General features: G+C 74.7%; 22 protein-coding genes. 4 read left to right on the top strand and 18 right to left on the bottom strand.

Going from position 1 to position 19,868, the window contains the following annotated elements:
- The 12 genes from LPU61_RS00755 to LPU61_RS00700 all read right to left on the bottom strand — a co-directional run bounded on the left by LPU61_RS00755 (position 1) and on the right by LPU61_RS00700 (position 10,217).
- Entirely contained in the window at positions 1-1,317 is a 1,317-nt protein-coding gene (locus LPU61_RS00755) for an NAD(P)/FAD-dependent oxidoreductase (protein WP_229403768.1), read from the bottom strand.
- Positions 1,318-1,419: 102 nt separating this feature from the next.
- Positions 1,420-1,989 carry a hypothetical protein gene (locus LPU61_RS00750; RefSeq protein WP_043963967.1) on the bottom strand — a complete coding sequence of 190 codons (570 nt, stop codon included), beginning with the start codon at positions 1,987-1,989 and terminating at the stop codon, positions 1,420-1,422.
- A 61-nt stretch (positions 1,990-2,050) separates the two neighbouring features.
- Positions 2,051-3,424, bottom strand: coding sequence for a DUF58 domain-containing protein (locus LPU61_RS00745; RefSeq protein ID WP_043963966.1), 1,374 nt, complete (start codon positions 3,422-3,424; stop codon positions 2,051-2,053).
- Entirely contained in the window at positions 3,421-4,428 is a 1,008-nt protein-coding gene (locus LPU61_RS00740; RefSeq protein ID WP_043961934.1) for a MoxR family ATPase, read from the bottom strand. The genes LPU61_RS00745 and LPU61_RS00740 overlap by 4 nt, the downstream gene beginning before the upstream one ends.
- The gene (locus tag LPU61_RS00735; protein WP_043961933.1) at positions 4,428-5,009 is read right to left on the bottom strand and encodes a hypothetical protein; all 582 of its coding nucleotides are present in this window, start codon (positions 5,007-5,009) and stop codon (positions 4,428-4,430) included. The genes LPU61_RS00740 and LPU61_RS00735 overlap by 1 nt, the downstream gene beginning before the upstream one ends.
- Positions 5,006-5,803, bottom strand: a complete 798-nt coding sequence (locus tag LPU61_RS00730) for a DUF4129 domain-containing protein (RefSeq protein WP_043961932.1) — start codon at positions 5,801-5,803, stop codon at positions 5,006-5,008. The genes LPU61_RS00735 and LPU61_RS00730 overlap by 4 nt, the downstream gene beginning before the upstream one ends.
- Positions 5,804-5,822: 19 nt before the next feature.
- Positions 5,823-6,536 (bottom strand): uracil-DNA glycosylase, encoded by a 714-nt coding sequence (locus LPU61_RS00725; RefSeq protein ID WP_305071828.1) that lies wholly within the window; start codon positions 6,534-6,536, stop codon positions 5,823-5,825.
- A 61-nt stretch (positions 6,537-6,597) separates the two neighbouring features.
- On the bottom strand, positions 6,598-7,284 hold the full coding sequence (locus LPU61_RS00720) for a dienelactone hydrolase family protein (RefSeq protein ID WP_043961930.1): 687 nt from the start codon (positions 7,282-7,284) through the stop codon (positions 6,598-6,600).
- A gap of 143 nt (positions 7,285-7,427) precedes the next feature.
- Positions 7,428-8,102 carry a hypothetical protein gene (locus LPU61_RS00715; protein ID WP_229403767.1) on the bottom strand — a complete coding sequence of 225 codons (675 nt, stop codon included), beginning with the start codon at positions 8,100-8,102 and terminating at the stop codon, positions 7,428-7,430.
- A 319-nt stretch (positions 8,103-8,421) separates the two neighbouring features.
- Positions 8,422-9,552 carry a hypothetical protein gene (locus LPU61_RS31555; protein WP_374199551.1) on the bottom strand — a complete coding sequence of 377 codons (1,131 nt, stop codon included), beginning with the start codon at positions 9,550-9,552 and terminating at the stop codon, positions 8,422-8,424.
- Positions 9,549-9,881: a PadR family transcriptional regulator gene (locus LPU61_RS00705; RefSeq protein WP_036374274.1), complete on the bottom strand. Its 333-nt coding sequence runs from the start codon at positions 9,879-9,881 to the stop codon at positions 9,549-9,551. The genes LPU61_RS31555 and LPU61_RS00705 overlap by 4 nt, the downstream gene beginning before the upstream one ends.
- Positions 9,882-9,914: 33 nt before the next feature.
- Positions 9,915-10,217: a hypothetical protein gene (locus LPU61_RS00700; protein WP_043961928.1), complete on the bottom strand. Its 303-nt coding sequence runs from the start codon at positions 10,215-10,217 to the stop codon at positions 9,915-9,917.
- Positions 10,218-10,284: 67 nt separating this feature from the next.
- Between LPU61_RS00700 and LPU61_RS00695 the strand changes: the two genes are divergently transcribed.
- Both LPU61_RS00695 and LPU61_RS00690 read left to right on the top strand, forming a co-directional pair.
- Positions 10,285-10,473 carry a hypothetical protein gene (locus LPU61_RS00695; RefSeq protein ID WP_043961927.1) on the top strand — a complete coding sequence of 63 codons (189 nt, stop codon included), beginning with the start codon at positions 10,285-10,287 and terminating at the stop codon, positions 10,471-10,473.
- 231 nt (positions 10,474-10,704) lie between these two features.
- On the top strand, positions 10,705-12,516 hold the full coding sequence (locus LPU61_RS00690; RefSeq protein WP_229403766.1) for a DUF1996 domain-containing protein: 1,812 nt from the start codon (positions 10,705-10,707) through the stop codon (positions 12,514-12,516).
- 49 nt (positions 12,517-12,565) lie between these two features.
- Here the strand turns inward: LPU61_RS00690 and LPU61_RS00685 are convergent, their stop codons facing one another.
- The 6 genes from LPU61_RS00685 to eno all read right to left on the bottom strand — a co-directional run bounded on the left by LPU61_RS00685 (position 12,566) and on the right by eno (position 18,049).
- Positions 12,566-13,495, bottom strand: coding sequence for a Ppx/GppA phosphatase family protein (locus tag LPU61_RS00685; RefSeq protein WP_043961925.1), 930 nt, complete (start codon positions 13,493-13,495; stop codon positions 12,566-12,568).
- Between the two features lie 22 nt (positions 13,496-13,517).
- Complete coding sequence (locus LPU61_RS00680; RefSeq protein ID WP_229403765.1) at positions 13,518-14,903, bottom strand: hypothetical protein; 1,386 nt, start codon at positions 14,901-14,903, stop codon at positions 13,518-13,520.
- Positions 14,904-14,978: 75 nt separating this feature from the next.
- Complete coding sequence (locus LPU61_RS00675; protein WP_043961923.1) at positions 14,979-15,485, bottom strand: amino-acid N-acetyltransferase; 507 nt, start codon at positions 15,483-15,485, stop codon at positions 14,979-14,981.
- 1 nt (position 15,486) lies between these two features.
- Complete coding sequence (locus tag LPU61_RS00670) at positions 15,487-16,044, bottom strand: DUF501 domain-containing protein (RefSeq protein ID WP_043963962.1); 558 nt, start codon at positions 16,042-16,044, stop codon at positions 15,487-15,489.
- A gap of 54 nt (positions 16,045-16,098) precedes the next feature.
- Complete coding sequence (locus LPU61_RS00665) at positions 16,099-16,731, bottom strand: septum formation initiator family protein (protein WP_043963959.1); 633 nt, start codon at positions 16,729-16,731, stop codon at positions 16,099-16,101.
- 34 nt (positions 16,732-16,765) lie between these two features.
- Positions 16,766-18,049: a phosphopyruvate hydratase gene (gene eno, locus LPU61_RS00660; protein ID WP_043961922.1), complete on the bottom strand. Its 1,284-nt coding sequence runs from the start codon at positions 18,047-18,049 to the stop codon at positions 16,766-16,768.
- 214 nt (positions 18,050-18,263) lie between these two features.
- Between eno and LPU61_RS00655 the strand changes: the two genes are divergently transcribed.
- Together LPU61_RS00655 and LPU61_RS00650 are read left to right on the top strand one after the other, a co-directional pair.
- Complete coding sequence (locus LPU61_RS00655; RefSeq protein ID WP_229403764.1) at positions 18,264-18,956, top strand: hypothetical protein; 693 nt, start codon at positions 18,264-18,266, stop codon at positions 18,954-18,956.
- A complete protein-coding gene (locus LPU61_RS00650) occupies positions 18,953-19,795 on the top strand; it encodes an NAD(+) diphosphatase (protein ID WP_043961921.1) in 843 nt (280 codons plus the stop codon). The genes LPU61_RS00655 and LPU61_RS00650 overlap by 4 nt, the downstream gene beginning before the upstream one ends.
- The last annotated feature ends 73 nt before the right edge of the window (positions 19,796-19,868 follow it).

Below are 19,868 nucleotides of genomic sequence, written 5' to 3'. Positions count from 1 at the left end.
TCACCTCGGCTGGGACGCCTCGGCGAACTCCTCGCGCGGGTCGTGCAGCTGACCGAGCGCGACCACCTCACGCTTGAGGAAGAACGCCAGCGACCAGTCGACCACGACCCGGACCTTGCGGTTGAACGACGGGATCCGCGACATGTGGTACGTCCGGTGCATGAACCACGCCGGCCAGCCGGTCATCTTGATGCCGTACACCTGGGCGACGCCCTTGTGCAGGCCGAGGCTGGCCACGCTGCCCGCGTGCTTGTGCTTGTAGTCCACCGGCTCACGGCCACGGATCACGTTGGCGATGTTGTCGGCCATCCGGGCGGCCTGGCGCACCGCGTGCTGGGCGCTGGGCGAGCAGAAGTTGCCCGGCTCCTTGGTCAGGTCCGGCACCGCCGCGCAGTCGCCGGCGCTCCACGCGCCCTCGACCACCCGGTCGCCGTCGACGACCTGGAGGGTCGGCAGGCAGGTGACGCGGCGGCGCTCGTCGCGCGGGAAGTCGGTGGCGTCCAGCATCGGCGACGGCTTGACGCCGGCCGTCCAGACGATCGTGTCGGAGCGGAAGCTGTCGCCGTCGGAGAGCTTCACCACCCCGTCGACGCAGGACTCCAGGCGGGTGTCCAGCCGGATGTCCATGTTCCGCTTGAGCAGCTGCTGCACCGTGTACGCGCCCATGTCCCGGTCGACCTCGGGCAGCACCCGCTGGGTCGCCTCGACGAGCACCCAGCGCATGTCCTCCGGCTCCAGCTCCGGGTAGTAGCGCAGCGCGTCGCGGGCCATGTCCTCCATCTCGGCCAGCGCCTCGATGCCCGCGTACCCGCCGCCGACGAAGGTGAACGTCAGGGCGCTGCGGCGCACCTGCGCGTCCTGCGTGGCCGCCGCCACGTCGAGCCGGTCCAGCACGTGGTTGCGCAGGTAGATGGCCTCGCCGATGGTCTTGAAGCCGATGCCGTGCTCGTGCAGGCCGGGGATCGGCAGCGTGCGGGAGACCGAGCCGGGGGCCACCACGACGTGGTCGTAGGGGATCTCCCGGGTCGGGCCGCTGATCGGCTGCACGGTGGCGACCTTGCGGTCGTGCTCGATCCGGGTGACCGTGCCGGCCACCACCTTGCACCGCCGCAACTCCCGCCGCAGCGGCACCACGGAGTGCCGGGGGGAGATGTTGCCGGCCGCCGCCTCCGGAAGGAACGGCTGGTACGTCATGTGCGGCTGCGGGTCGACGACGACGACCTCCGCCTCACGCGAGGAGAGCTTCTTCGACAGGCGAAGGGCGGCGTAGAGACCGACGTGCCCGGCACCGACGACAAGGATCCGCTTCGGATTCACGCCTACCATCTTTCCCCGGCCGGCTCCGCTAACCCCTTTCGAGACCCCCCTTTGTGACGGAGCACAACACCTGTGACCTGCACAACGTGCATTCCCGTTCCGTCATTTGCGACGCAGCAGCCACCCCAGCAACGCGGCCACCGCCACCGCCACCAGCAACCCGACGACCGTCACGCCGAGGTGCCCCCGGTCGGGCCCGGCGTCGGCGACCTGGACGAGGAGCACCCCCAGCACCGCCGAGGCGAGCAGCACCCCGCCGGCCCGGGTGAGCCAGCGCACGACCAGCTCCGGGTCCACCACCGCGTCGTACGGCAGCAGCGCCGCCAGCGCCGCCAGCGAGTGGGCGAGGTAGAGGGCAGCCGCCACGGCGAGCAGCCGCCACAACGCGACCGGGCGGCCGTATCCCTCGGTGGCCAGCAGCCAGCCGCCGACCGCGACGAGGGCGGCGAACGTCGGCCAGATCCGGCGCGGCCCGATCGCCGGCAGCAGCGCCACCAGCACGAGGGCGGCCAGCGGGCGGCCGGTGAGGACCTGCGCCGGGTACGCCAGCAGCAGCCCCGCCAGCGTCGCGCCGAAGATCCCGGCGCGCACCAGCAGCGGGGCCGCGCTGACCCGGTTGACCGCCGAGCGGGCCGCCCGGGCGCGTTCGGTCACCACCTCGACCGGGTTCACCGGCACCGCCTCTCGTCACCCGTCGGCCGGGCTGTCCCGTTCACCGGCCGGGCTGTCCCGCTCACCGGCCGCCCACCCTCGGGGCGGTGGCGAGCCGGGCCACGTCGCGCAGCACCTGGTCGAGGCTGCCCGCGCCCGCCCAGCGGACCACCGGCACGCCGTGCTCGCGGAGCTGGCCGATCATCGTGTCCCGGTCGATCCGCCACAGCCGGAACGCCACCTCGGACCAGCCCTGCCGGCCCGGCGGCGGCAGGTCGTCCGGGAGCGTGTCCACCGCCACCACGAACCGCCCGGAACGGGCCATCCGGGCCAGCATCTGGGCGGACCGCTCGTCCAGCAGCGGGGTGAGCACCACCACCAGCGCGTCCGAGGAGAGGATCTGCGGCCCGAAGACCTGGTCGTACGGCTCGTGCGGCGACGCCTCGGCGCGCACGTCGAGCAGCCACTCCAGCAGCGTGAGGTATTGCCGGCGGCCGGTGGCGGGGCGCAGCCGACGGGCCGCCGGGCCGTACTCCAGCAGCGCCACCCGGTCGCCCCGGTGCAGGTAGTGCTCGCCGATCGCGGCGGCGGCCCGCACGGTGGTGTCCAGCACCGACGCGGCCCCGCCGACGCCACCGGAGCGGCCCGCCTCGGCGAGCACATCGAGCAGGACGACCACCTCGGCGTCCCGGTCCGACAGGGTGGCGGCCACGTGCAGCTGCCGGGCCCGCAGCGACACCCGCCAGTCGACGCGGCGCAGCCGGTCGCCGGGGCCGAAGACCCGCACCCCGGCCAGCTCGCCGCCCTCGCCGGGCCGGCGGGAGTGGTGCGCGCCGACCAGGCCGGCGGCGCGGGGCATCGCCTCCACCGCCTCGAACGGCTCCGTCTTCGGGTACACCCGGAACCGGACCGGCTCGGTGATCGCCGCCCGGGAGACCAGCATCCCCCCGGCGGCGGCGACCCGCGCCCCGGCCGGGCCGATCGGATGCCGGCCCCAGCGCCGGGCCTTCCCGGCCAGCTCCAGGTCGACGGCCGTGCCCGTGTCGACGACGGTCACGAAGGGCCGGTCCACGCCGCTGCGGGACAGGTCGACCCGGGCCCCGCCGAAGCCGGCCCGCTCCACCAGCAGCCACGGCGAGACGCGGGTGCGCACCACCGCCACGTCGTAGCCGACCGTGTCCGGGTTGCCGACGCTGACCGTGCCGGTGAACTCGCCGCCCTCGACGAGGTGCCCGTCGTCCGCGGTGATCCACAGCTGCGGGCCCGCCGTGGGCCGGCGGCGCAGCGCGTACGCGGTGCCGAGCGCGAACGGCGCGGCCAGCACGACCAGGTCGACCCGGCCGAGCAGCACCCCGGCGATCAGCAGCAGGCCCGCCAGCAGCACCGCCCGGCCCAGCGCCCGGGTGGGCGCCCAGCCCGCCGCCTGCGGCCCCTCGGGGGTGGACACGGCCGTCAGCGCCCCGGCCGGCCGGCCGCGTAGCTCGGCAGCGCGCCGCTGGCCGGGGCCGGGGTCTGGTCGAGCACCTCCCCGACCACGAAGGACGGGTCGACGCGGCGCAGCCACATCTCCGGGCGCAGCGTGATCCGGTGCGCCAGGGCCGGTGCGGCCACCTCCTTGACGTCCTCGGGCACCACGTAGTCCCGGCCGGCGAAGACCGCCCGCGCGCGGGCCAGCAGCAGCAGCGCCAGCGAGCCGCGCGGCGACGCCCCGACCAGCACCGACGGGTGCTCCCGCGTGGCCGCGGTGAGCGCCACGATGTAGCGGCCGATGGAGTCCTCCACCACCACGTTCTCCAGGGCGACCTGCATGGCCCGCAGGGTGGCGGCGTCGACGACCGGGGCGATCTCGGCCTCCTCGCGGCGGCGGCCCATCCGCCGGCGCAGCACCTCCCACTCCTCCTCGCCGTCCGGGTAGCCGAACGACACCCGCAGCAGGAACCGGTCGAGCTGCGCCTCCGGCAGCGGGTACGTCCCCTCGTACTCGATCGGGTTGGCGGTGGCCAGCACGTGGAACGGCTCGTCGAGCCGGTATGTGACGCCCTCCACCGAGACCTGCTTCTCCTGCATCGCCTCCAGCAGCGCCGACTGGGTCTTCGGCGGCGTCCGGTTGATCTCGTCGGCGAGCAGCAGGTTGGTGAAGACCGGGCCGGCGCGGAAGGAGAAGTCGCCGCTGCGCTGGTCGTAGAGGAAGGAGCCGGTCACGTCGGCGGGAAGCAGGTCGGGGGTGAACTGGAGCCGGCGGAAGTCCAGCCCGAGCGCCTGGGCGAAGGAGCGGGCGGTCAGCGTCTTGCCCAGGCCGGGCAGGTCCTCCAGCAGCACGTGGCCGCCGGCCAGGATGCCGGCGAGGACCAGCTCCAGGGCCTCCCGCTTGCCCACCACGACCGAGCCGACCGCGTCCAGCACCGCCCGGGCCAGGCGGCCGACCTCGGCGGCGGGCACGGTCCGGTCCACGTCCTTCATCAGATCTTCTCCAGTTCGGCGACGATCGCCGCGAGGTCGCGCGGCGACGGGGTGCGGCGGGGCGGGGTGTCCAGGAACGTCGAGAGCCGGTCGCCCAGCAGGGCGCGGGCCCGCGCCGGGTCGGACTCGCGGGTCACGCCGTGCCGCTGGCGCAGCCGCTCGTCGGCCAGCTCGCCGAGGCGGGGCAGGATCCGCTCGGCGAACCGCTGGGGGTTGCCCGACGACCAGTCCAGCGGCCGTTCCCAGCCGTTGATCGCGGCGCGCAGCGCGTCCCGGGCGGCCCAGTGGTAGTGGCCGTCCTCCTCGCCCGCCGGGATGCGGGCCCCCGACCGGGGCGGTGGCGGCGGGGCGAGCGCGGCGGTGACCCGACGCACGGCGAACAGGGCGAGGACCCCGGCGACGACCACCCACAGCGAGAGCTGCAACCCGACGGCCCGCAGGCCGGCTACCACCACGGCGGTCAGCGCCCCGGCGATTGCGAGGGCCTTCAGCGCGCCGCCGACCCGGCCGCCCCGGGCGGCCCGCTCCTGCGCGGGCTCCTCCTCGGCGGAGCCGAGCAGGTCGTCGATGCTGGTGCTCACGCCGGCCCCCCGGCGGCGGTGCCGGCTCCCGTGGCAGTGCCCGCTCCGGCGGCCCCGGCCGCGACGGTCGTCCCGGCCGCTATCGCCGTCAGCTCGCCGCGCAGCCGGCGCAGCGCGGCGCGGGCCTGGTCGCGGGTGCGCTCGTCGACCGGGCGGGTCGCGTACCGGGCCTCCCGGTAGACGTGGGCGAACTCGGCCAGCACGTCGGCGCTGACGATCGCCGGCACCCCCGCGTCGGGGTCGCCGCGCAGCAGGCGGGTCACCAGGTCGGTGGGCGTGTCGCCGGTGTGCCGGGCCACCCCCGCCGCGTCGGCGGCCTCCTCCAGCCGCACCCAACAGGCGATCACGGCCGTGCGCGGGTCGACGTCGGCGTCGTCCAGCTCGACCAGGCCGGCGTCGAGCGCGGCCACCACCTCGCGGGCGGTGCCCTCGGCGGTACGCCGCGCCCGGTCGGCCGGCAGGGCCCGCGAGGTGCGGCGGGCCACCCCGCGCAGCAGCGTCCAGCCCACGTAGCCGAGGGCGACCGCGATCGCCAGACCGAGCAGCACCATCGCGACGGTGCCCAGCCACTCGGGGATGTGCGCGCGGGTGGCCTCCCCGGCGTCGCGCGGCTCCACCGGGATCGACGGCGGCGGCTGCGCCGTCGGGTACTCCGGCACGTACGGGATGTTGTCGGCGGCGGGCGGGATGCGGCTCGCGCCGAGCGACGAGTGTCCGGCGGCCACCGCGGCGGCGGCGAGCAGGGCCGTCACCGCGACGATCGGCCACCACCTGCGCAGCACGCTGAGGTCCATCGGCACCGCCCCACGCCCGTCAGTCCACTCCGGCCAGTTGCTTCGCCCGGGCGAACACGTCGTCCAGCATCCCCGGTGTCAGCCGCCCGGTGAACGTGTTCTGCTGGCTGACGTGGTAACACCCCAGCAGCGCCGGTGCGGCCGTGCCGGACCAGTGTGCCCCATGGCCGAACGCCGGTCGCGGGCTGGGCGGGCGCACGCCGTACACCTCGCGGAGCGCCGGCCACCACGCGGCCCACGCGAACGCACCCAGCGCGACCACGACACGCAGGGTGGGCCGGATCAGCGCGACCTCCCGGTGCAGCCACGGCGCGCAGGTGTCCCGCTCCGCCGGGGTCGGCTTGTTGTCCGGCGGCGCGCAGCGCACGGCGGCGAAGATCCGGGTGTCGCGCAGCGCGAGGCCGTCGTCGGCGGCGACGCTCGTCGGCTGGTTGGCCAGGCCGGCGCGGTGCAGGGCGGCGAAGAGCACGTCGCCGGAGCGGTCGCCCGTGAAGATGCGCCCGGTGCGGTTGCCGCCGTGCGCGGCGGGGGCCAGGCCGAGGATGCCGATCCGGGCGTCGGCGATGCCGAAGCCGGGCACCGGCCGCCCCCAGTAGGTCTGGTCGCGGAAGGCCGCCCGCCTCGTGCGGGCGACCTCCTCCCGCCAGGCGACGAGGCGCGGGCACGCGAAGCAGTCGCTGACCGCGCCGTCGAGGTCGACCAGGTCGGTCGCCCGCGCGGCGCGGGCGACCACCTCGTCGGGGGTACGGGCCTCAGCGCCGGGGGCACGGCCCTCAGCGCCGGGGGTGCGGGCCTCAGCCAAGCTTCGCCCGGAACAGCTCGAGGGTGCGGGCCCAGGCGCTGGCCGAGGCCCGCTGGTCGAACGCCTCCGGCCGGTCGTCGTTGAAGAACGCGTGCCGGCTGCCCGGGTAGTCGTAGAGGGTGCAGGTGCCGCCGGCCGCCTCGATCGCGGCACGGGCCGTCTGCACGCCCGGTGCGGCCGAGGTGCCGTCCTCCTCGGAGCAGTGGATGATCGCCGACTTGCCCGCGTAGTCGGCCCACTCGGGGCGCATCTTCTCCCACGGCAGCATCGGATAGAAGCCGGCCGTGGCGACGATCCGCTCCGACAGCGTCGCCGACCACAGGGCCAGGCTGCCGCCCGCGCAGAAGCCGACGCAGCCGACCTTGCCCGCCACCTCGGGCCGCCCCGCCAGGTATTCCGCCGCGCCGGCGATGTCCTTCGCCGCCTCGTCCATCTGCAGGCCCATCAGCAGCCGCCGGGCCTCGTCCGGCTCGCCGGTCGACTCGCCGTGGTAGAAGTCCGGGGCGAGCGCCACGAAACCGGCCTCGGCGAAGCGGTCCGCCACCGACCGGATGTGGGGCACGAGACCCCACCACTCCTGAATGACGATGACCGCCGGGTTGGCCGCACCGCCGGAGGGTATCGCGAGATACCCCTCGCTCGTCCCCCCGTTGCTGGCGAAGCTCACCATCTCGCCCATCGGCCCGTCCTCCTCGCGGTCAGTCATCGTTGGCTGGTCGCAGGGTGTTCCTACGTGCCGTGAGCCTGCCACGCCGCGACCGCCGCCGGAAGACGCCTGAGCAGTGGCGTTCACCTCCTGTTTCGCTGCCGGTGACTCCTGGGTCAGGCCGCCTTGCGGGTGAGGCAGAGCAGGTAGCCGGTGCTGCCCGGCTTGATGTTGTAGAAGAAGTAACCCGCCTGCCCGGGCTGGAGGAACGGCTCGCACGCCTCGCCCGTGCGCGCCTGCGCCTCGGTCTGCCCGTCGAGACGACCGACCACCGTGTACACCGCCTCCGTCGACGTGCAGGCCACCACCTCCGCGCCGCGGGCGTCCTTGCGCTCGCCCTCGGCCACGTCCGGCAGCTCGGCGAGGCAGTCGCCGGCCTTCGCCTTCGCGGTCGCGTCCTCGTCCAGGGCGGCGGCCACGGCACCGCCGAGCCCGAACTTCAGCGCCGCCACCACCCCGACGGCGAGCAGCGCGGCGACCACGCCGACCACCTTGCGGGCCACGGACCGCCTCGGCTCCGACGGCCCGCCCCCGTCCCCGTCCTCGCCCGGCCCGTCCTGCTGCCCCGCCGCCGCGCCCGCGCCCTGCCCGGCACCGCCCGGCTCGTCCTTGCTTCCGGCCTGCGCACTCTCGGCCCCAGCCTGGTCGGGTTCGGCCCGGTCGGGCTCGGCCCGCTCGGTCACGGCCTGCTCAGGCTCGGGCTGTTCGGGGTCCCGGGCCGCGGGCTGGTCGGCGGGGTGCGGCGCGTCCTCGGGCGGCGCGGCGGGGTGCGGGGCGACCGGCTCTGGCACGGGAGTTCCTTCCGAGGGGATGGACGAGCAGACGACACCGTAGCGACCAAGATCGGAGAACGTGGTCCCGCATGACTCGTCCGTTCAGCCATTTGTAAGGAAGGGCACCCTGTTAACGCTTTCTGTATAGGAAGGGCCCCTTCCTAACGCCCCGCACGCCGCCGAAGCACCCACCCGAACGCACGTACGTACGTACGCGGGCGCCCGCGCCGGTTCCCCCGCACCCGAGGGCACGGGGGAACCGGTGGATCTTGGACGCTTCGTGTTCGTTGTGAGCGGAAAGTGTCCAAGAATGGGAGCTGTCGACGCTGGCGGGCGGTCAGCGTGAGGGCGTCGAGGTGGGTGCGGCGGTCGGCAGCGGCCCGAGCGTGGCCTCGCCGGGCGGGGCTGGTGCCGGGGCCCGCCCGGCCGGCTCACCGGGCGGAACCGGGGCGGACTGCCCCGTCGTCGCGCCGCCGGTCGGCGTCGGGGCAGGCAGCACGGGCGTCGCGCCGTCGGTCGGCGTCGGGGCAGGCAGCACGGGCGCCGCGCCGTCGGACGGCGTCGCGCCGCCGGTCGGCGTGGGCAGCGGCGGGCCGGCGGGTGCCGGGCGCGCCCCGACCGGTCCGGCCTGGAACGGGGCGTTCTCCGGGCAGTACGGGTAGACGGGCAGCGCCCGCCCCGACTCGGGCAGCCCCGCGCGCTCGCACTCCGGGTAGCCGATCCGGATCGGGTTGCCGTTCTGGTCGAACAGCCGGGCGTTCTCGACGAGGCGACCCTCGCTGTCGTAGACGAAGACGTCGCCGATGTACGGCGCGTCCACCGAGGTGGACTCGTAGCCGGACTCGTTCCAGCCCAGCCGGTCGTCCGCGTCGACGAAGCCGACGAACGCGAAGACGGCCAGGATCGCCGTGCCGGCCCACAGTGCGATCCGGGGCCAGCGGGTCAGCGCGGCGGTGCGCCTGCCCAGCCACACCGAGGCGACCACGCAGACGCCGAGCAGCAGCAGCGCCGCGAGCGTGCTCCCGCCCAGCCTGGGCAGCAGTCCGAACGGCACACCCGTCGTGACGACGGTGATCAGCATGGCCGCCAGGTAGCCACGCAGCACCCACCAGGCGGGGCGGAGCAGGCGCAGGTACTCGCTCGCCGAGGCGTACCCGAGGATCGGGCCGACCCGGACGTCGGCCGCGCGCAGCCGGGCGCGGACCTGGGCCACGGCGGCGGCCGCCCGCTGGTCCAGGTTGCGCGCGGCGGCCGGACCCCCCGCGCCGGCCGCCGTGCGCAGTTCCATGGCGTACGCCTCGGGCGCGCCCAGCCGGTCGACCAGCGACCCGTCTCCCTCGGCGGCGACCTCGGCGAGGTGCTCCGGAAGGTCTTCGGTCAACTCGTCGCGGACCTGGGGCGGCAGGTCCGCCAGGGCGGCCCGGACCCGGGTCACGTAGTCCGCGATCTCCTGCTCCATGACAGTCACGCTGCCATCCCCCGATCGTCGAGCAGAGTGTCCATGGTGGTGGCGAACGAGCGCCAGAGCTTGCCGGAGCGGGTCAGCTGGTCCCGGCCGGCGGCGTTGAGCGAGTAGTACTTGCGGTGCGGGCCGGACTCGCTCGGCACGACGTACGTGGTCAGCAGGCCGGCGGCGAAGAGTCGCCGCAGCGTGCCGTAGACGGAGGCGTCGCCGACCTCGTCCAGGCCGGCCTCGCGGAGGCGGCGCAGGATGTCGTAGCCGTAGCCGTCCTCCTCCCGGAGCACGGCGAGGACCGCGAGATCCAGCACGCCTTTCAGGAGCTGCGTGGTATCCACGCATCGCACACTACTGTGCAGTGCGAAGTACCGTCAAACGACGCCCCGGGCCTCGGCCGTCCAGGCCAGGAAGCGCTCGAACAACTCCTGGGGAGTCGGGGCCGGATTCGGGTTGAGCCGAACCAGGTCGCCGGTCGCCTCGAACAACTGCCCCGCCAGGTAGACCGACAGCCCGACCCGGTCGCGGCGGTACTCCATGAGCAGCAGCAGCCGGGCCGGCTGACACGGCCAGGGCGCGGCGCACACCCGGCACAGCCAGAGCGGACGCATCGGGGTGTGCGGCCGGACGGCCCGCCCCTGCCGGTCGTGCACGGACGAGCGATTGGAAGTCGACATACCCAATACAGTGACCGACTCGTTGACCCGGGTCAAGGAGTCGGGTCACCTCTCTACCGTCCGTTTCATGGAGCTGGTGGGCGCGCATGAGATCCGGATCATGCTGGGCGGCATCAGCAAGCAGCGGGTCTACGTGATCACCAGCCACCGGAACTTCCCCGAACCGGTGGCGGACCTGATGCAGGGCAAGGTGTGGTTGAAGGCCGACGTGCAGGCGTGGATCAAGCAGCACCGGCCCGATCTCGCGTCGGACTGAACGACCCCCAGCCCAGCGGCGGAAGGCTGCGGCCAAGGTCGCGCTCGAACACGGATCGAGTGGCATCCGGCGCGCGCGAGGCCACTCGATCCCGGATCGAGCACGGTCTTGAAGCTTTTCTTACCTGTCGATTACGCGTTCCGGCCCGGCCGATCGGGACGAGCCGGACGGGCCGTACCCCGGGGCGGACGGCACTTCACGGCGAAGTGTCCGGCACGACGGAGGAACCCGATGGCGGGCAGTAGAAAGCGGAAGAGAGTCCGAGGCAGCCGGGTGGTGGCGGTGGTGGCGGCCGTCGGGGCGGTCGGCGCGCTCACGGTCACGTTCGTCTCCGGAGGCGGCCGGGGCAGCGCCTCGGCGGAGGCCAACCTCAACGACTTCGTCCCCATCGAGCGGGTCGCCGCCAACGTGCCGACACCGCGGCTGGGCCCTGACGCGTCCAAGGGCGTCTTCACCGTGGACTGCGGGACCAACCGCAACGGCAAGTTCAGCCCGGACAATCCGGTCGCCCAGCCCGGGATCCGTAACGGGGCGGAGCACCTGCACGACTTCGTCGGCAACCTGGCGATCGACGCCAACACCCCCGACGCGGTGCTGGCCGCGTCCGGGACCACCTGCCGCAACGGGGACCGCTCGTCGTACTTCTGGCCCGTCGTGCGGATCGACAAGTCGGTGCGGGCCAACCTGGACACCCAGGCGCTGGGCGCGGTGCAACCGGCGGCCTCCTGCCCCCGGGTCGCCGACCGGCTGCCGGCGGTGCCCGCGTCCGCCCGCGACAGCGTACGGCGTGACCTGGCCGCCCTCGACCGGCAGCTCGCCTCGGCCAACGCCCGGCTGGCCGCCAGCCGGGGCCGGATCGACCAGCGCCTCAACCAGTCCGTGATCGGCGCCCTGCGCGCCGAACGGGCAGAGACGATCAAGCGGATCTCCCGGACGATGAGCGGTGCCGGCAGCCGTCCCCGTGGCCTGGTGTCGCTCGTGGACTGCGAGGTCAGCTACGACGGCCTGCACGCCACGCACCGCGCGGTGCCGGTGACGGCCAGCGGCGCGAGCCCCGGCGTGCGCTGCCCGAGCGTCCGCGACAAGCTGCCCGGGGTGCCGGCGTCGGCCCTCGACGAGGTCAACCGCAACCTCGACCTGCTCGACCAGCAGATCGCGGAGGCGAACGAGCGGCTGGTCACCACGAAGGGTCAGGGCGGCCCGAACTTCGCGCTGAACGCGATCGTGGGACCGTTGCAGTCCAAGCGCGTCGCCACCCTCGACCGGATCGCCATCGCGATCGGCCGCACCGCGCCCCGGCCGCAGGGGCTGGAGGCGCTCGCCGCCTGCACGCTCGACGAGCGCCCCGTGGGCGGCCAGCCCGGCGGCAACAACGGCGGCAACGGGAACAACGGCGGCAACAACGGCAACGGCGGGAACGGGAACAACGGCGGGAACGGCAGCGGCAACAACAACGGCGGGGACAGGCCGCTGCCGGAGCCGCAGGGGCCGAACCTGGAGCTGCCGAACAACACCGGCCGGATCGTGCAGCCGTCGAAGGTGCTGATCGAGTACCGGGGCAACCCGGGCGCGAAGGTCACGGCGATGCCGAGGTTCCTGCGGGCGCTGACCGGCGACGCCAAGCCCACCAGCCGGGGCCCGGCCAACGCCCGCGCCACCTGGACCTGTTCGGGCTTCGCCGACCGGCTGTCCGACCGCTACCCGATCTGCCCCGACGGCAGCCAGGTCATGCGGGTGCAGGACTTCCCCGGCTGCTGGGACGGCCGGAACACCGACAGCGAGAACCACCGGGCCCACCTGGCCTTCGCCGACCCGACGACCGGGGCCTGCCCGCAGGGTTTCGTGGCGATCCCGCAGCTGCGGATCAGCATCTCCTACGACATCCCGCGCGCCGTGCAGCTCCGGGGCCAGTACGCGCTGGACTCGTTCCCGGAGGAGAACCACAACCCGTTCTCGGACCACAACGACTTCGTCAACATCAACTCCGAGAAGCAGATGCGCAGGATCGCGGCCTGCCTGAACGAGGGGCGTCGGTGCTCCTGACCGGATGACCGTCCGGGCGGGCCGGGCGTCAGCCCGGCCCGCCGGCCCGTTACTGCAGGCTCCAGGCGATGCCGTCGAGGATGTCGTGCTCGCTCGCCACCACCGTCGACATGCCCGCCCGCTCCATGATCGTGCGGAGCACCAGGGCGCCCGCGCCGATCACGTCGGCCCGGCCCGGGTGCATCACCGGGATCGCCAGCCGCTGTTCGCGGGTCTTCGCCAGCAGGTCGGCGGTCACCTCCGCCACCGCGCCGTACGACACCCGGGCGTGGTGGATGCGCTCCGGCTCGTACTCCGTGAGGCCCTCGGCGATGGCCACGACGGTGGTGACCGACCCGGCGAGCCCGACCAAAGTGGCGGCCTGCCGGCCCGGCACGGCCTCCAGCGCGCGGTCCACCGCGACGGTGATGTCGGCCTGCGCGGCGGCGATCTGGTCGAGGCCGGGCGGGTCGCCGAGCAGGTGCCGCTCGGTCATCCGGACGCAGCCGATGTCCATCGAGATCGCGGCCTCGACGCCGCCGGCCCGGGTGCCGACCACGAACTCGGTGGACCCGCCGCCGATGTCGATGACCAGGTACGGCTCCAGGGCGTCGGCGGGCAGGCCGCGCACCGCGCCGGTGAAGGAGAGCCGGGCCTCCTCGTCGCCGGTGACCACCTCGGGCGCGACGCCGAGGGTGCGCTCCACCATCGCCCGGAAGTCCCCGGCGTTGGAGGCGTCCCGGGACGCCGAGGTGGCGCACATCCGCACCCGGTCGACGCCGAGCGTGTCGATCTCGGCGGCGTACGAGGCCAGGGCCACCCGGGTCCGCTCGATCGCCTCGGGGGCGAGCCGACCCGTCTTGTCGACGCCCTGGCCGAGGCGGACGATCTCCATCCGGCGGCTCAGGTCGACCAGCGGCGCGTCCGGCCCGGCGGACGGGTCGGGCAGGTCGGCGACCAGGAGTCGGATCGAGTTCGTCCCGCAGTCGATGGCGGCCACACGCGTCGTCACGGCAGCAACCCTACGGCAGCGGCCCCGCCGCGCCACCCGCGACGGGGCCACGGGGGTCCCCGGCGGGCCGCCCCGGGAGAGAGCCGTGGCGGGAGCGGCGGAACAGCTCGGGCAGCCAGCCGAGCGCGCCGACCAGCAGCAGCGCCGCCAGCAGGGGCAGCCGCCACCACCAGCGCACGGTGGCCGGGGGCGGGTCCGGCTGGTCGGCCACCCAGGGGCGGGCGGTCTTCGACCAGGCGAGGAACGCGTCGCCGACCGGCAGGACGCCGAACGCGTACCGGCGGGTGGTCGGGGTGTCGACGGGCAGGCCGACGAGGTCGCCGTAGTTGGCCAGCGCGCCGGCGAGCGCGGCGTCGCCCTGGGACTGGGCCGCGCCGAGGGTGACCACGGTCGCCGACAGGCTCACCCCGAGCAGCAGCGGCCCGGAGTCCACGTCGGCCGGCCCGGCCAGGCCGTCCGGGTATTCGCGCACGGCCGGGCCGAGCCCCAGCGGGGACGCCACGAACCGGTCCCGGAAGGTCAGGTACTGCGCGCGGGCGAACGCCGGGTCGACGTCCACCAGGAACCGTTGGATGACGCTCTGGGAGGTGGCGCGGGCCACCTCGGCCGGCGCCCCGGTGACCGGGTCGACCCGGTGCGGCAGCAGGCCGGTGCGCGGGTCGAGGCGCTGCCGCACGCCGTCCAGCCAGCGGGCCACCGTGCCGGCGAACCGGGGCGGCGGCGGGGCACCGGGCGGGGCCTCGGTGGACGGCGCGCCGGGCGATGGCGCACCGGGCCGCACCGGATCGGGCGGCGGCGCGCCGGAGGGCAGCAGCGCGTCGTGCAGCCGCAGCGAGGCCACCGCCACGGTCGAGTCGACCGGCCACGCCTGCCCCGGGTACGCGGCCAGGTACGGCGTGCCGGCCGCGTCGAACGCCGCCCCGATCGCGGCGGACGCCTCGGCGAACCGGGCCACCTCCGCCGGGTCCCGCCGGTCGGCGGGTTGCAGGGCGAGGATGCCGCCGCGCAGCCAGTTCGTCCAGCCCTGCCAGAAGATCCCGTACGCGGGGGTGAGGCCGGGGTCGAACGGGGCGGTGCCGGCGGGCGACTCCAGCCGGGCCAGCGCCCAGCGGGCCTCCCGCAGCTCGCCGGCCCGCCGCCCGGCCGGCTCGCGCAGGCCCAACTCGACGCGGGCCAGCCCGTACAGGGCGTGGGCGAAGAAGTATCCCTCCGGGAACAGCGCCTGGGCGTCCTCGCCCGCGCCGTCGTCGAGGGCGGCGCGCAGGAAGGCGAGCTGCCGGGCCACCCCGGGCGGCTCCCCGTCCGGGCCGGCGGTGGCCGGGACGACGAGGCGGGCGACCCCGAGGAGGGCGGCGGCGGTCAGCAGCACCGCGCACACGCGACGGACGATCCCCATCCCGCCAGCGTGCCCCACGTGATCAAGGCCGGCGGCGGCCCCGACGTGATCAAGGCCGGCGGACCGCACGAGGCGTCAGAGGCGCAGCAGCATCCGGGTGTTGCCGAGGGTGTTGGGCTTGACCCGTTCCAGGTCCAGGAACTCGGCGACACCCTCGTCGTACGAGCGCAGGAGCTGCTCGTACACCGGCTGCGGCACCGGTGCGCCGTCGATCTCGCGGAAGCCGAACGAGCCGAAGAACCGCGTCTCGAAGGTCAGCACGAAGATGCGGGCCACCCCGATCTCCCGGGCCGCGTCGATCAGCTCGCCGACGATGCGGTGCCCGATCCGCCGCCCCCGGTACGCCGGGTCGACGGCCACGGTGCGGATCTCGGCCAGGTCCTCCCACATCACGTGCAGCGCGCCGCAGCCGACGACGGTGTCGGCGTCTGCCGCGACCCGGAACTCCTGCACGTCCTCGTAGAGGGTGACCGTGGCCTTGCTGAGCAGCCGCCGGTCGTCGGTGTAGGTGTCGACGAGCCGCCGGATGCCGCGCACGTCGGAGGTGCGGGCGCGGCGGACGAGAACGGTGTCGGTGGTCATCTCACCCCGCCGCCGGGACGTCCACGCACGGCCCGGCCGCCCACCACTTCTCCACCAGCGCGAGGGTCTCGTCGCCGAACGGGTTGACCCCCGGGCCCGCGCCGAGCGCGTGGCCGAGGTGCACGTGCAGGCACTTGACCCTGCCGGGCATGCCGCCGGCCGACACGCCGTCGATCTCCGGCACGTGCCCGATCGCCTCGCGGCGGGCCAGGTAGTCCTCGTGCGCCGCCCGGTAGCGGGCGGCCAGCTCCGGGTCGGCGGCCAGCCGCTCGGCCATCTCCTTCATCAGCCCGGCCGACTCCAGCCGGCTGCACGCGGCCGTCGCCCGGGGGCAGGTCAGGTAGAACAACGTCGGGAAGGGCGTGCCGTCGGCCAGGCGCGGGGTCGTCTCCACCACGTCGGGCAGGCCGCAGGGGCAGCGGTGGGCCACCGCCCGGGTGCCGCGCGGCGTGCGCCCGAGCTGGGCGGCCACCGCGGCCAGGTCGGCCTCGGTGGCCGGCTCCCGCTTCGGCGGGGGTACGGAGTCCGCCGCCGGGTCGGGCGGGGGTACGACAGTCACGGTGCCCATCTTTCGTCGGTGCGCGGGAACGTCTGCGTGCGGGAAGTGGCACGCTCACTGGCCCGGGCGGTCGGCGTTCGCAGCCCGCACGCTCGACCACAGGGTGTCGTACCAGGGATCGGGGGTCACCGGCCGGGCGGGGGCCTTCCCGCCGCCCGCGTCCCGGGCCGCGCCCGCCGGGTCGTTGAGCACGATCACCGGGACCTCGCCCGGGTAGACCATGTAGAACCGCTCCCGGGCCTGGATGCGGATGTACTCGTCGTCGCGCCACTTGGCCGCCTCGGCGGCGCGCTCGGCGATGAGCTGCCGCTGGGCGGCCTGGGCCGCCTCCATCCGCTCGATGTCCGCCTGCTGGTCGAGATAGACCCGGACCGGATAGGTGTACGCGAGGGCGAGCGCGATGAGCACCGCGAACAGCACGGTGGCCCGGCCGGTGAAGCGTCGGGGGTGGGGTGCGGAGAGCCGCTTGACCGTGCCACCGGCGGCGGTGCGCCGCGCGGCGGCGGGACGGTTCGCGGAGCGTACCGACTCGGTGGCGCGTGCCGAGCCGGGTGACCGGCCGGCGGCGCGTGCCTCCACGCGGACGCCGTCGCGGACCGACGCCCGGGCGCGGGCCCCGCCCGGCCGGCCGGACTGACCCGGCCGGCGGACGGGACGCTGACCACCCGGTGTGCGGCGCTGCTGCATCGTCACACCCCTCCCCCGAGGCCCAATGGGTGTCTCAGGCCGAACGGTAACGCGGGAACGCGCCCGCACCGGCGTACCGCGCCGCGTCGGCCAGCTCCTCCTCGATGCGCAGGAGCTGGTTGTACTTGGCCACCCGGTCCGAGCGGGCCGGGGCGCCGGTCTTGATCTGGCCGCAGCCGGTGGCCACCGCCAGGTCGGCGATGGTGGTGTCCTCGGTCTCACCGGAGCGGTGGCTCATCATGCACTTGAAGCCGGCCCGGTGGGCCAGCTCGACCGCGTCGAGGGTCTCGGTCAGCGAGCCGATCTGGTTGACCTTCACCAGCACGGCGTTGGCGGCCTTCTCGGCGATGCCCCGGGCGATGCGCTGCGGGTTGGTGACGAACAGGTCGTCGCCGACGATCTGGATCCGGTCGCCGATCGCCGCGGTCAGGGTGGCCCAGCCGCTCCAGTCGTCCTCGGCCAGCGGGTCCTCGATGGACACGATCGGGTAGTCGCCGACGAGCTTGGTGTAGTAGTTGCTCATCTCCTCGGCGGACTTCGCCGCGCCCTCGAACGTGTAGGTGCCGTCGTCGAAGAACTCGGTGGCGGCCACGTCCAGGGCGAAGACGATGTCGGTGCCGAGCCGGTAGCCGGCCTTGTCGACCGCCTCGGCGATCAGGTCCAGCGCGGCGGCGTTGGTGGGCAGGTTGGGGGCGAAGCCGCCCTCGTCGCCGAGGCCGGTGGAGAGGCCCTTCTTCTTCAGCACCGACTTGAGCGCGTGGTAGACCTCCGCGCCGGAGCGCAGCGCGTCGCGGAAGGTGGGCGCGCCGATCGGCGCGATCATGAACTCCTGGACGTCGACGTTGGAGTCGGCGTGCGCGCCACCGTTGAGGATGTTCATCATCGGCACCGGGAGCAGGTGCGCGTTGGGGCCGCCCAGGTAGCGGAACAGGCTCAGCTCGGCGCTGCCGGCGGCGGCCTTGGCCACGGCCAGGGACACGCCGAGGATGGCGTTCGCGCCCAGCTCGCCCTTGTTGTCCGAGCCGTCGATGTCGATCATCTTCTGGTCGATCAGCCGCTGCTCGCTGGCCTCGTAGCCGATGAGCTGGTCGACGATCTTGTCCTCGATGTTGGCGACGGCCTTCTCGACACCCTTGCCCAGGTAGCGGTCCTTGTCACCGTCGCGCAGCTCGACCGCCTCGAACGCGCCGGTGGAGGCGCCGGACGGCACCGCGGCGCGGGCGATCGTGCCGTCGTCGAGCCCGACCTCGACCTCGACCGTGGGGTTGCCCCGCGAGTCGAGAATCTCCCGGGCGACGATTCCCTCGATGGTTGCCACTGAGTCGCTCCTCGTTTGTGTGGTTCCGGTCCGGTATGGGCCGCGACGGTGCGGCTGAGGCAGGTGTTGAACGCAGCGTATCGGGCGACGGCGCGACGCACCGCGTCGCCCGGCGCTTCCGGCGGGACGGTGCGGGTCGGACATTCCCGGATTCTCGGCCCTCAACCGGCAACGGGTTTGCGCGACGTGGACCCGATCGACAAGGCTGGTGGCCATGCCCGCCGCCTCGACCACGTTCCGCGCGCTCGCTCTGTCGGTCATCGCGTCACTCTCGGTCACCGGCTGTCAGGCCCTCGACGACGCCGGTCAGGCGGTCGGGCGGTCGGACCTGGTCAACGACTTCGCCGCCCGGCTGGACCGGGCGCTCGAACTCACCTACTCGGCCGAGTACCAGCTCCCCGGCGGCCGGAGGGCCACCATCGCCCAGGCGCAGGACCCGGCCCGGTCGGCGTACACCTGGCCGGGCGGGAAGTTGACCGTCACCGCCGACGCCACCGCCCGCTGCGAGACCGGCACCGCGAAGGCCGTCTGCACGCTGCTCGCCCCGCCCCCGCCGAACGCGCGGCCGTCGGTCGAGCTGTTCACCGAGGCGAAGCGGCGCGGCCTGGTCACCCCGCCGGTGGTGGTCGGGCTGCTCACCGAGGCCGCGCTCGACCCGCAGGCCGTCATCAAGGAGACCGATACCACCCTCGCCGGGCACCACGCCGCCTGCGTGGAGGTCAAGCGCTCGGCCGGCGACTTCACCGCCTGCATGACCACCGAGGGCGTGCTCGGCAGCTTCACCGGCGAGGTGGACGGCACCCCGATGGAACTGGCGCTCGACCGCTACACCGACACGGTCGACGGGGCGAGCTTCGAGCTGCCGGCCGGCGCGGGCGTCGTGGACCGCCGCACCGCCGACTCGTGACGGAACACCCCGCGGGCGCGTTCGTGGCGGGGGCACCGCACGACGGCCCGCCGCAGCCCGGTGACCTCGCCCTCGTGGTCTCCGGGCGGAAGCTGCTGACCGGCCCCGACGGCCACTTCCCCCGCGTCGGCGAGCTGCCCGCCGGCACCGGCTGGGTCCCCCTCGGCACGCTCGACGGCGTGCCCGCCTGGGGCGCGGACGCGACCGACGACCAGCCGCCGGAGGGCAGGTGGCGCAGCTGGCGGTCGCTGGCCGCCGCGCTGCCCGCCCCGCTGGCGGACCTGGCCGGCCGGGCGCTTGCCGTGCTCACCTTCCGCCGCACCCACCGCTGGTGCGGGGCGTGCCGGGCCGAGCTGGCCGACGTGCCGGGCGAGCAGTCCCGCCGCTGCCCCGGCTGCGACCTGTACGTGCCGATCCGGCTCTCCGCCGCCGTCCTGGTCGCCATCACCCGCCCCGGGCCGACCGGCGGCCCCGACGAACTGCTGCTGGTCCGGCACGCGTCCGGGCCGACGGCGCTGTGGGCGCTGGTCGCCGGGTTCGTGGAGGCCGGCGAGTCGCTGGAGGACGCCGCGCGCCGGGAGGTCGGCGAGGAGGTGGGGCTGGGCCTCGGGCGGCTCACCTACTTCGGCAGCCAGCCGTGGGCGCTGTCCGGGCCGGGCGTGCTGCTGGCCGGGTTCACCGCGACCGCCGCCGACACCACCGCCGAGCCGGTCGTCGACGGTCGGGAGCTGACCGAGGCCCGCTGGTTCCCGCTCGACCGGCTGCCGGCGGAACTGCCGCCCGCGTACTCCATCTCCCGCTGGCTCGTCGACCACGTCGCCGCCCGCCCGGCGGGCTGACCGCCCCGGCACCGGGGGCCGTCCGGCCCTGACCGCGCCGGCCCGTCCCGACGGATGCTGACCCGGGCGGCCC

Source organism: Micromonospora sp. NBRC 110038, assembly GCF_020884815.1.
GTDB classification, from domain to species: domain Bacteria; phylum Actinomycetota; class Actinomycetes; order Mycobacteriales; family Micromonosporaceae; genus Micromonospora; species Micromonospora haikouensis.
The sequence above is the reverse complement of the archived record's forward strand: the minus strand, read 5'-3'. Positions and strand labels throughout refer to the sequence as shown.

Excerpts from the sequence above, each read along its gene's own strand:
- LPU61_RS00695 (WP_043961927.1), top strand. The coding sequence starts at position 10,285 with ATGGAGCTGGTGGGCGCGCATGAGATCCGGATCATGCTGGGCGGCATC.
- LPU61_RS00655 (WP_229403764.1), top strand. The coding sequence starts at position 18,264 with ATGCCCGCCGCCTCGACCACGTTCCGCGCGCTCGCTCTGTCGGTCATC.
- LPU61_RS00720 (WP_043961930.1), bottom strand. The coding sequence starts at position 7,284 with ATGGGCGAGATGGTGAGCTTCGCCAGCAACGGGGGGACGAGCGAGGGG.
- LPU61_RS00675 (WP_043961923.1), bottom strand. The coding sequence starts at position 15,485 with ATGACCACCGACACCGTTCTCGTCCGCCGCGCCCGCACCTCCGACGTG.
- LPU61_RS00690 (WP_229403766.1), top strand. The coding sequence starts at position 10,705 with ATGGCGGGCAGTAGAAAGCGGAAGAGAGTCCGAGGCAGCCGGGTGGTG.
- LPU61_RS00740 (WP_043961934.1), bottom strand. The coding sequence starts at position 4,428 with ATGAAGGACGTGGACCGGACCGTGCCCGCCGCCGAGGTCGGCCGCCTG.
- LPU61_RS00680 (WP_229403765.1), bottom strand. The coding sequence starts at position 14,903 with ATGGGGATCGTCCGTCGCGTGTGCGCGGTGCTGCTGACCGCCGCCGCC.
- LPU61_RS00665 (WP_043963959.1), bottom strand. The coding sequence starts at position 16,731 with ATGCAGCAGCGCCGCACACCGGGTGGTCAGCGTCCCGTCCGCCGGCCG.
- LPU61_RS00730 (WP_043961932.1), bottom strand. The coding sequence starts at position 5,803 with ATGGACCTCAGCGTGCTGCGCAGGTGGTGGCCGATCGTCGCGGTGACG.
- LPU61_RS00700 (WP_043961928.1), bottom strand. The coding sequence starts at position 10,217 with ATGTCGACTTCCAATCGCTCGTCCGTGCACGACCGGCAGGGGCGGGCC.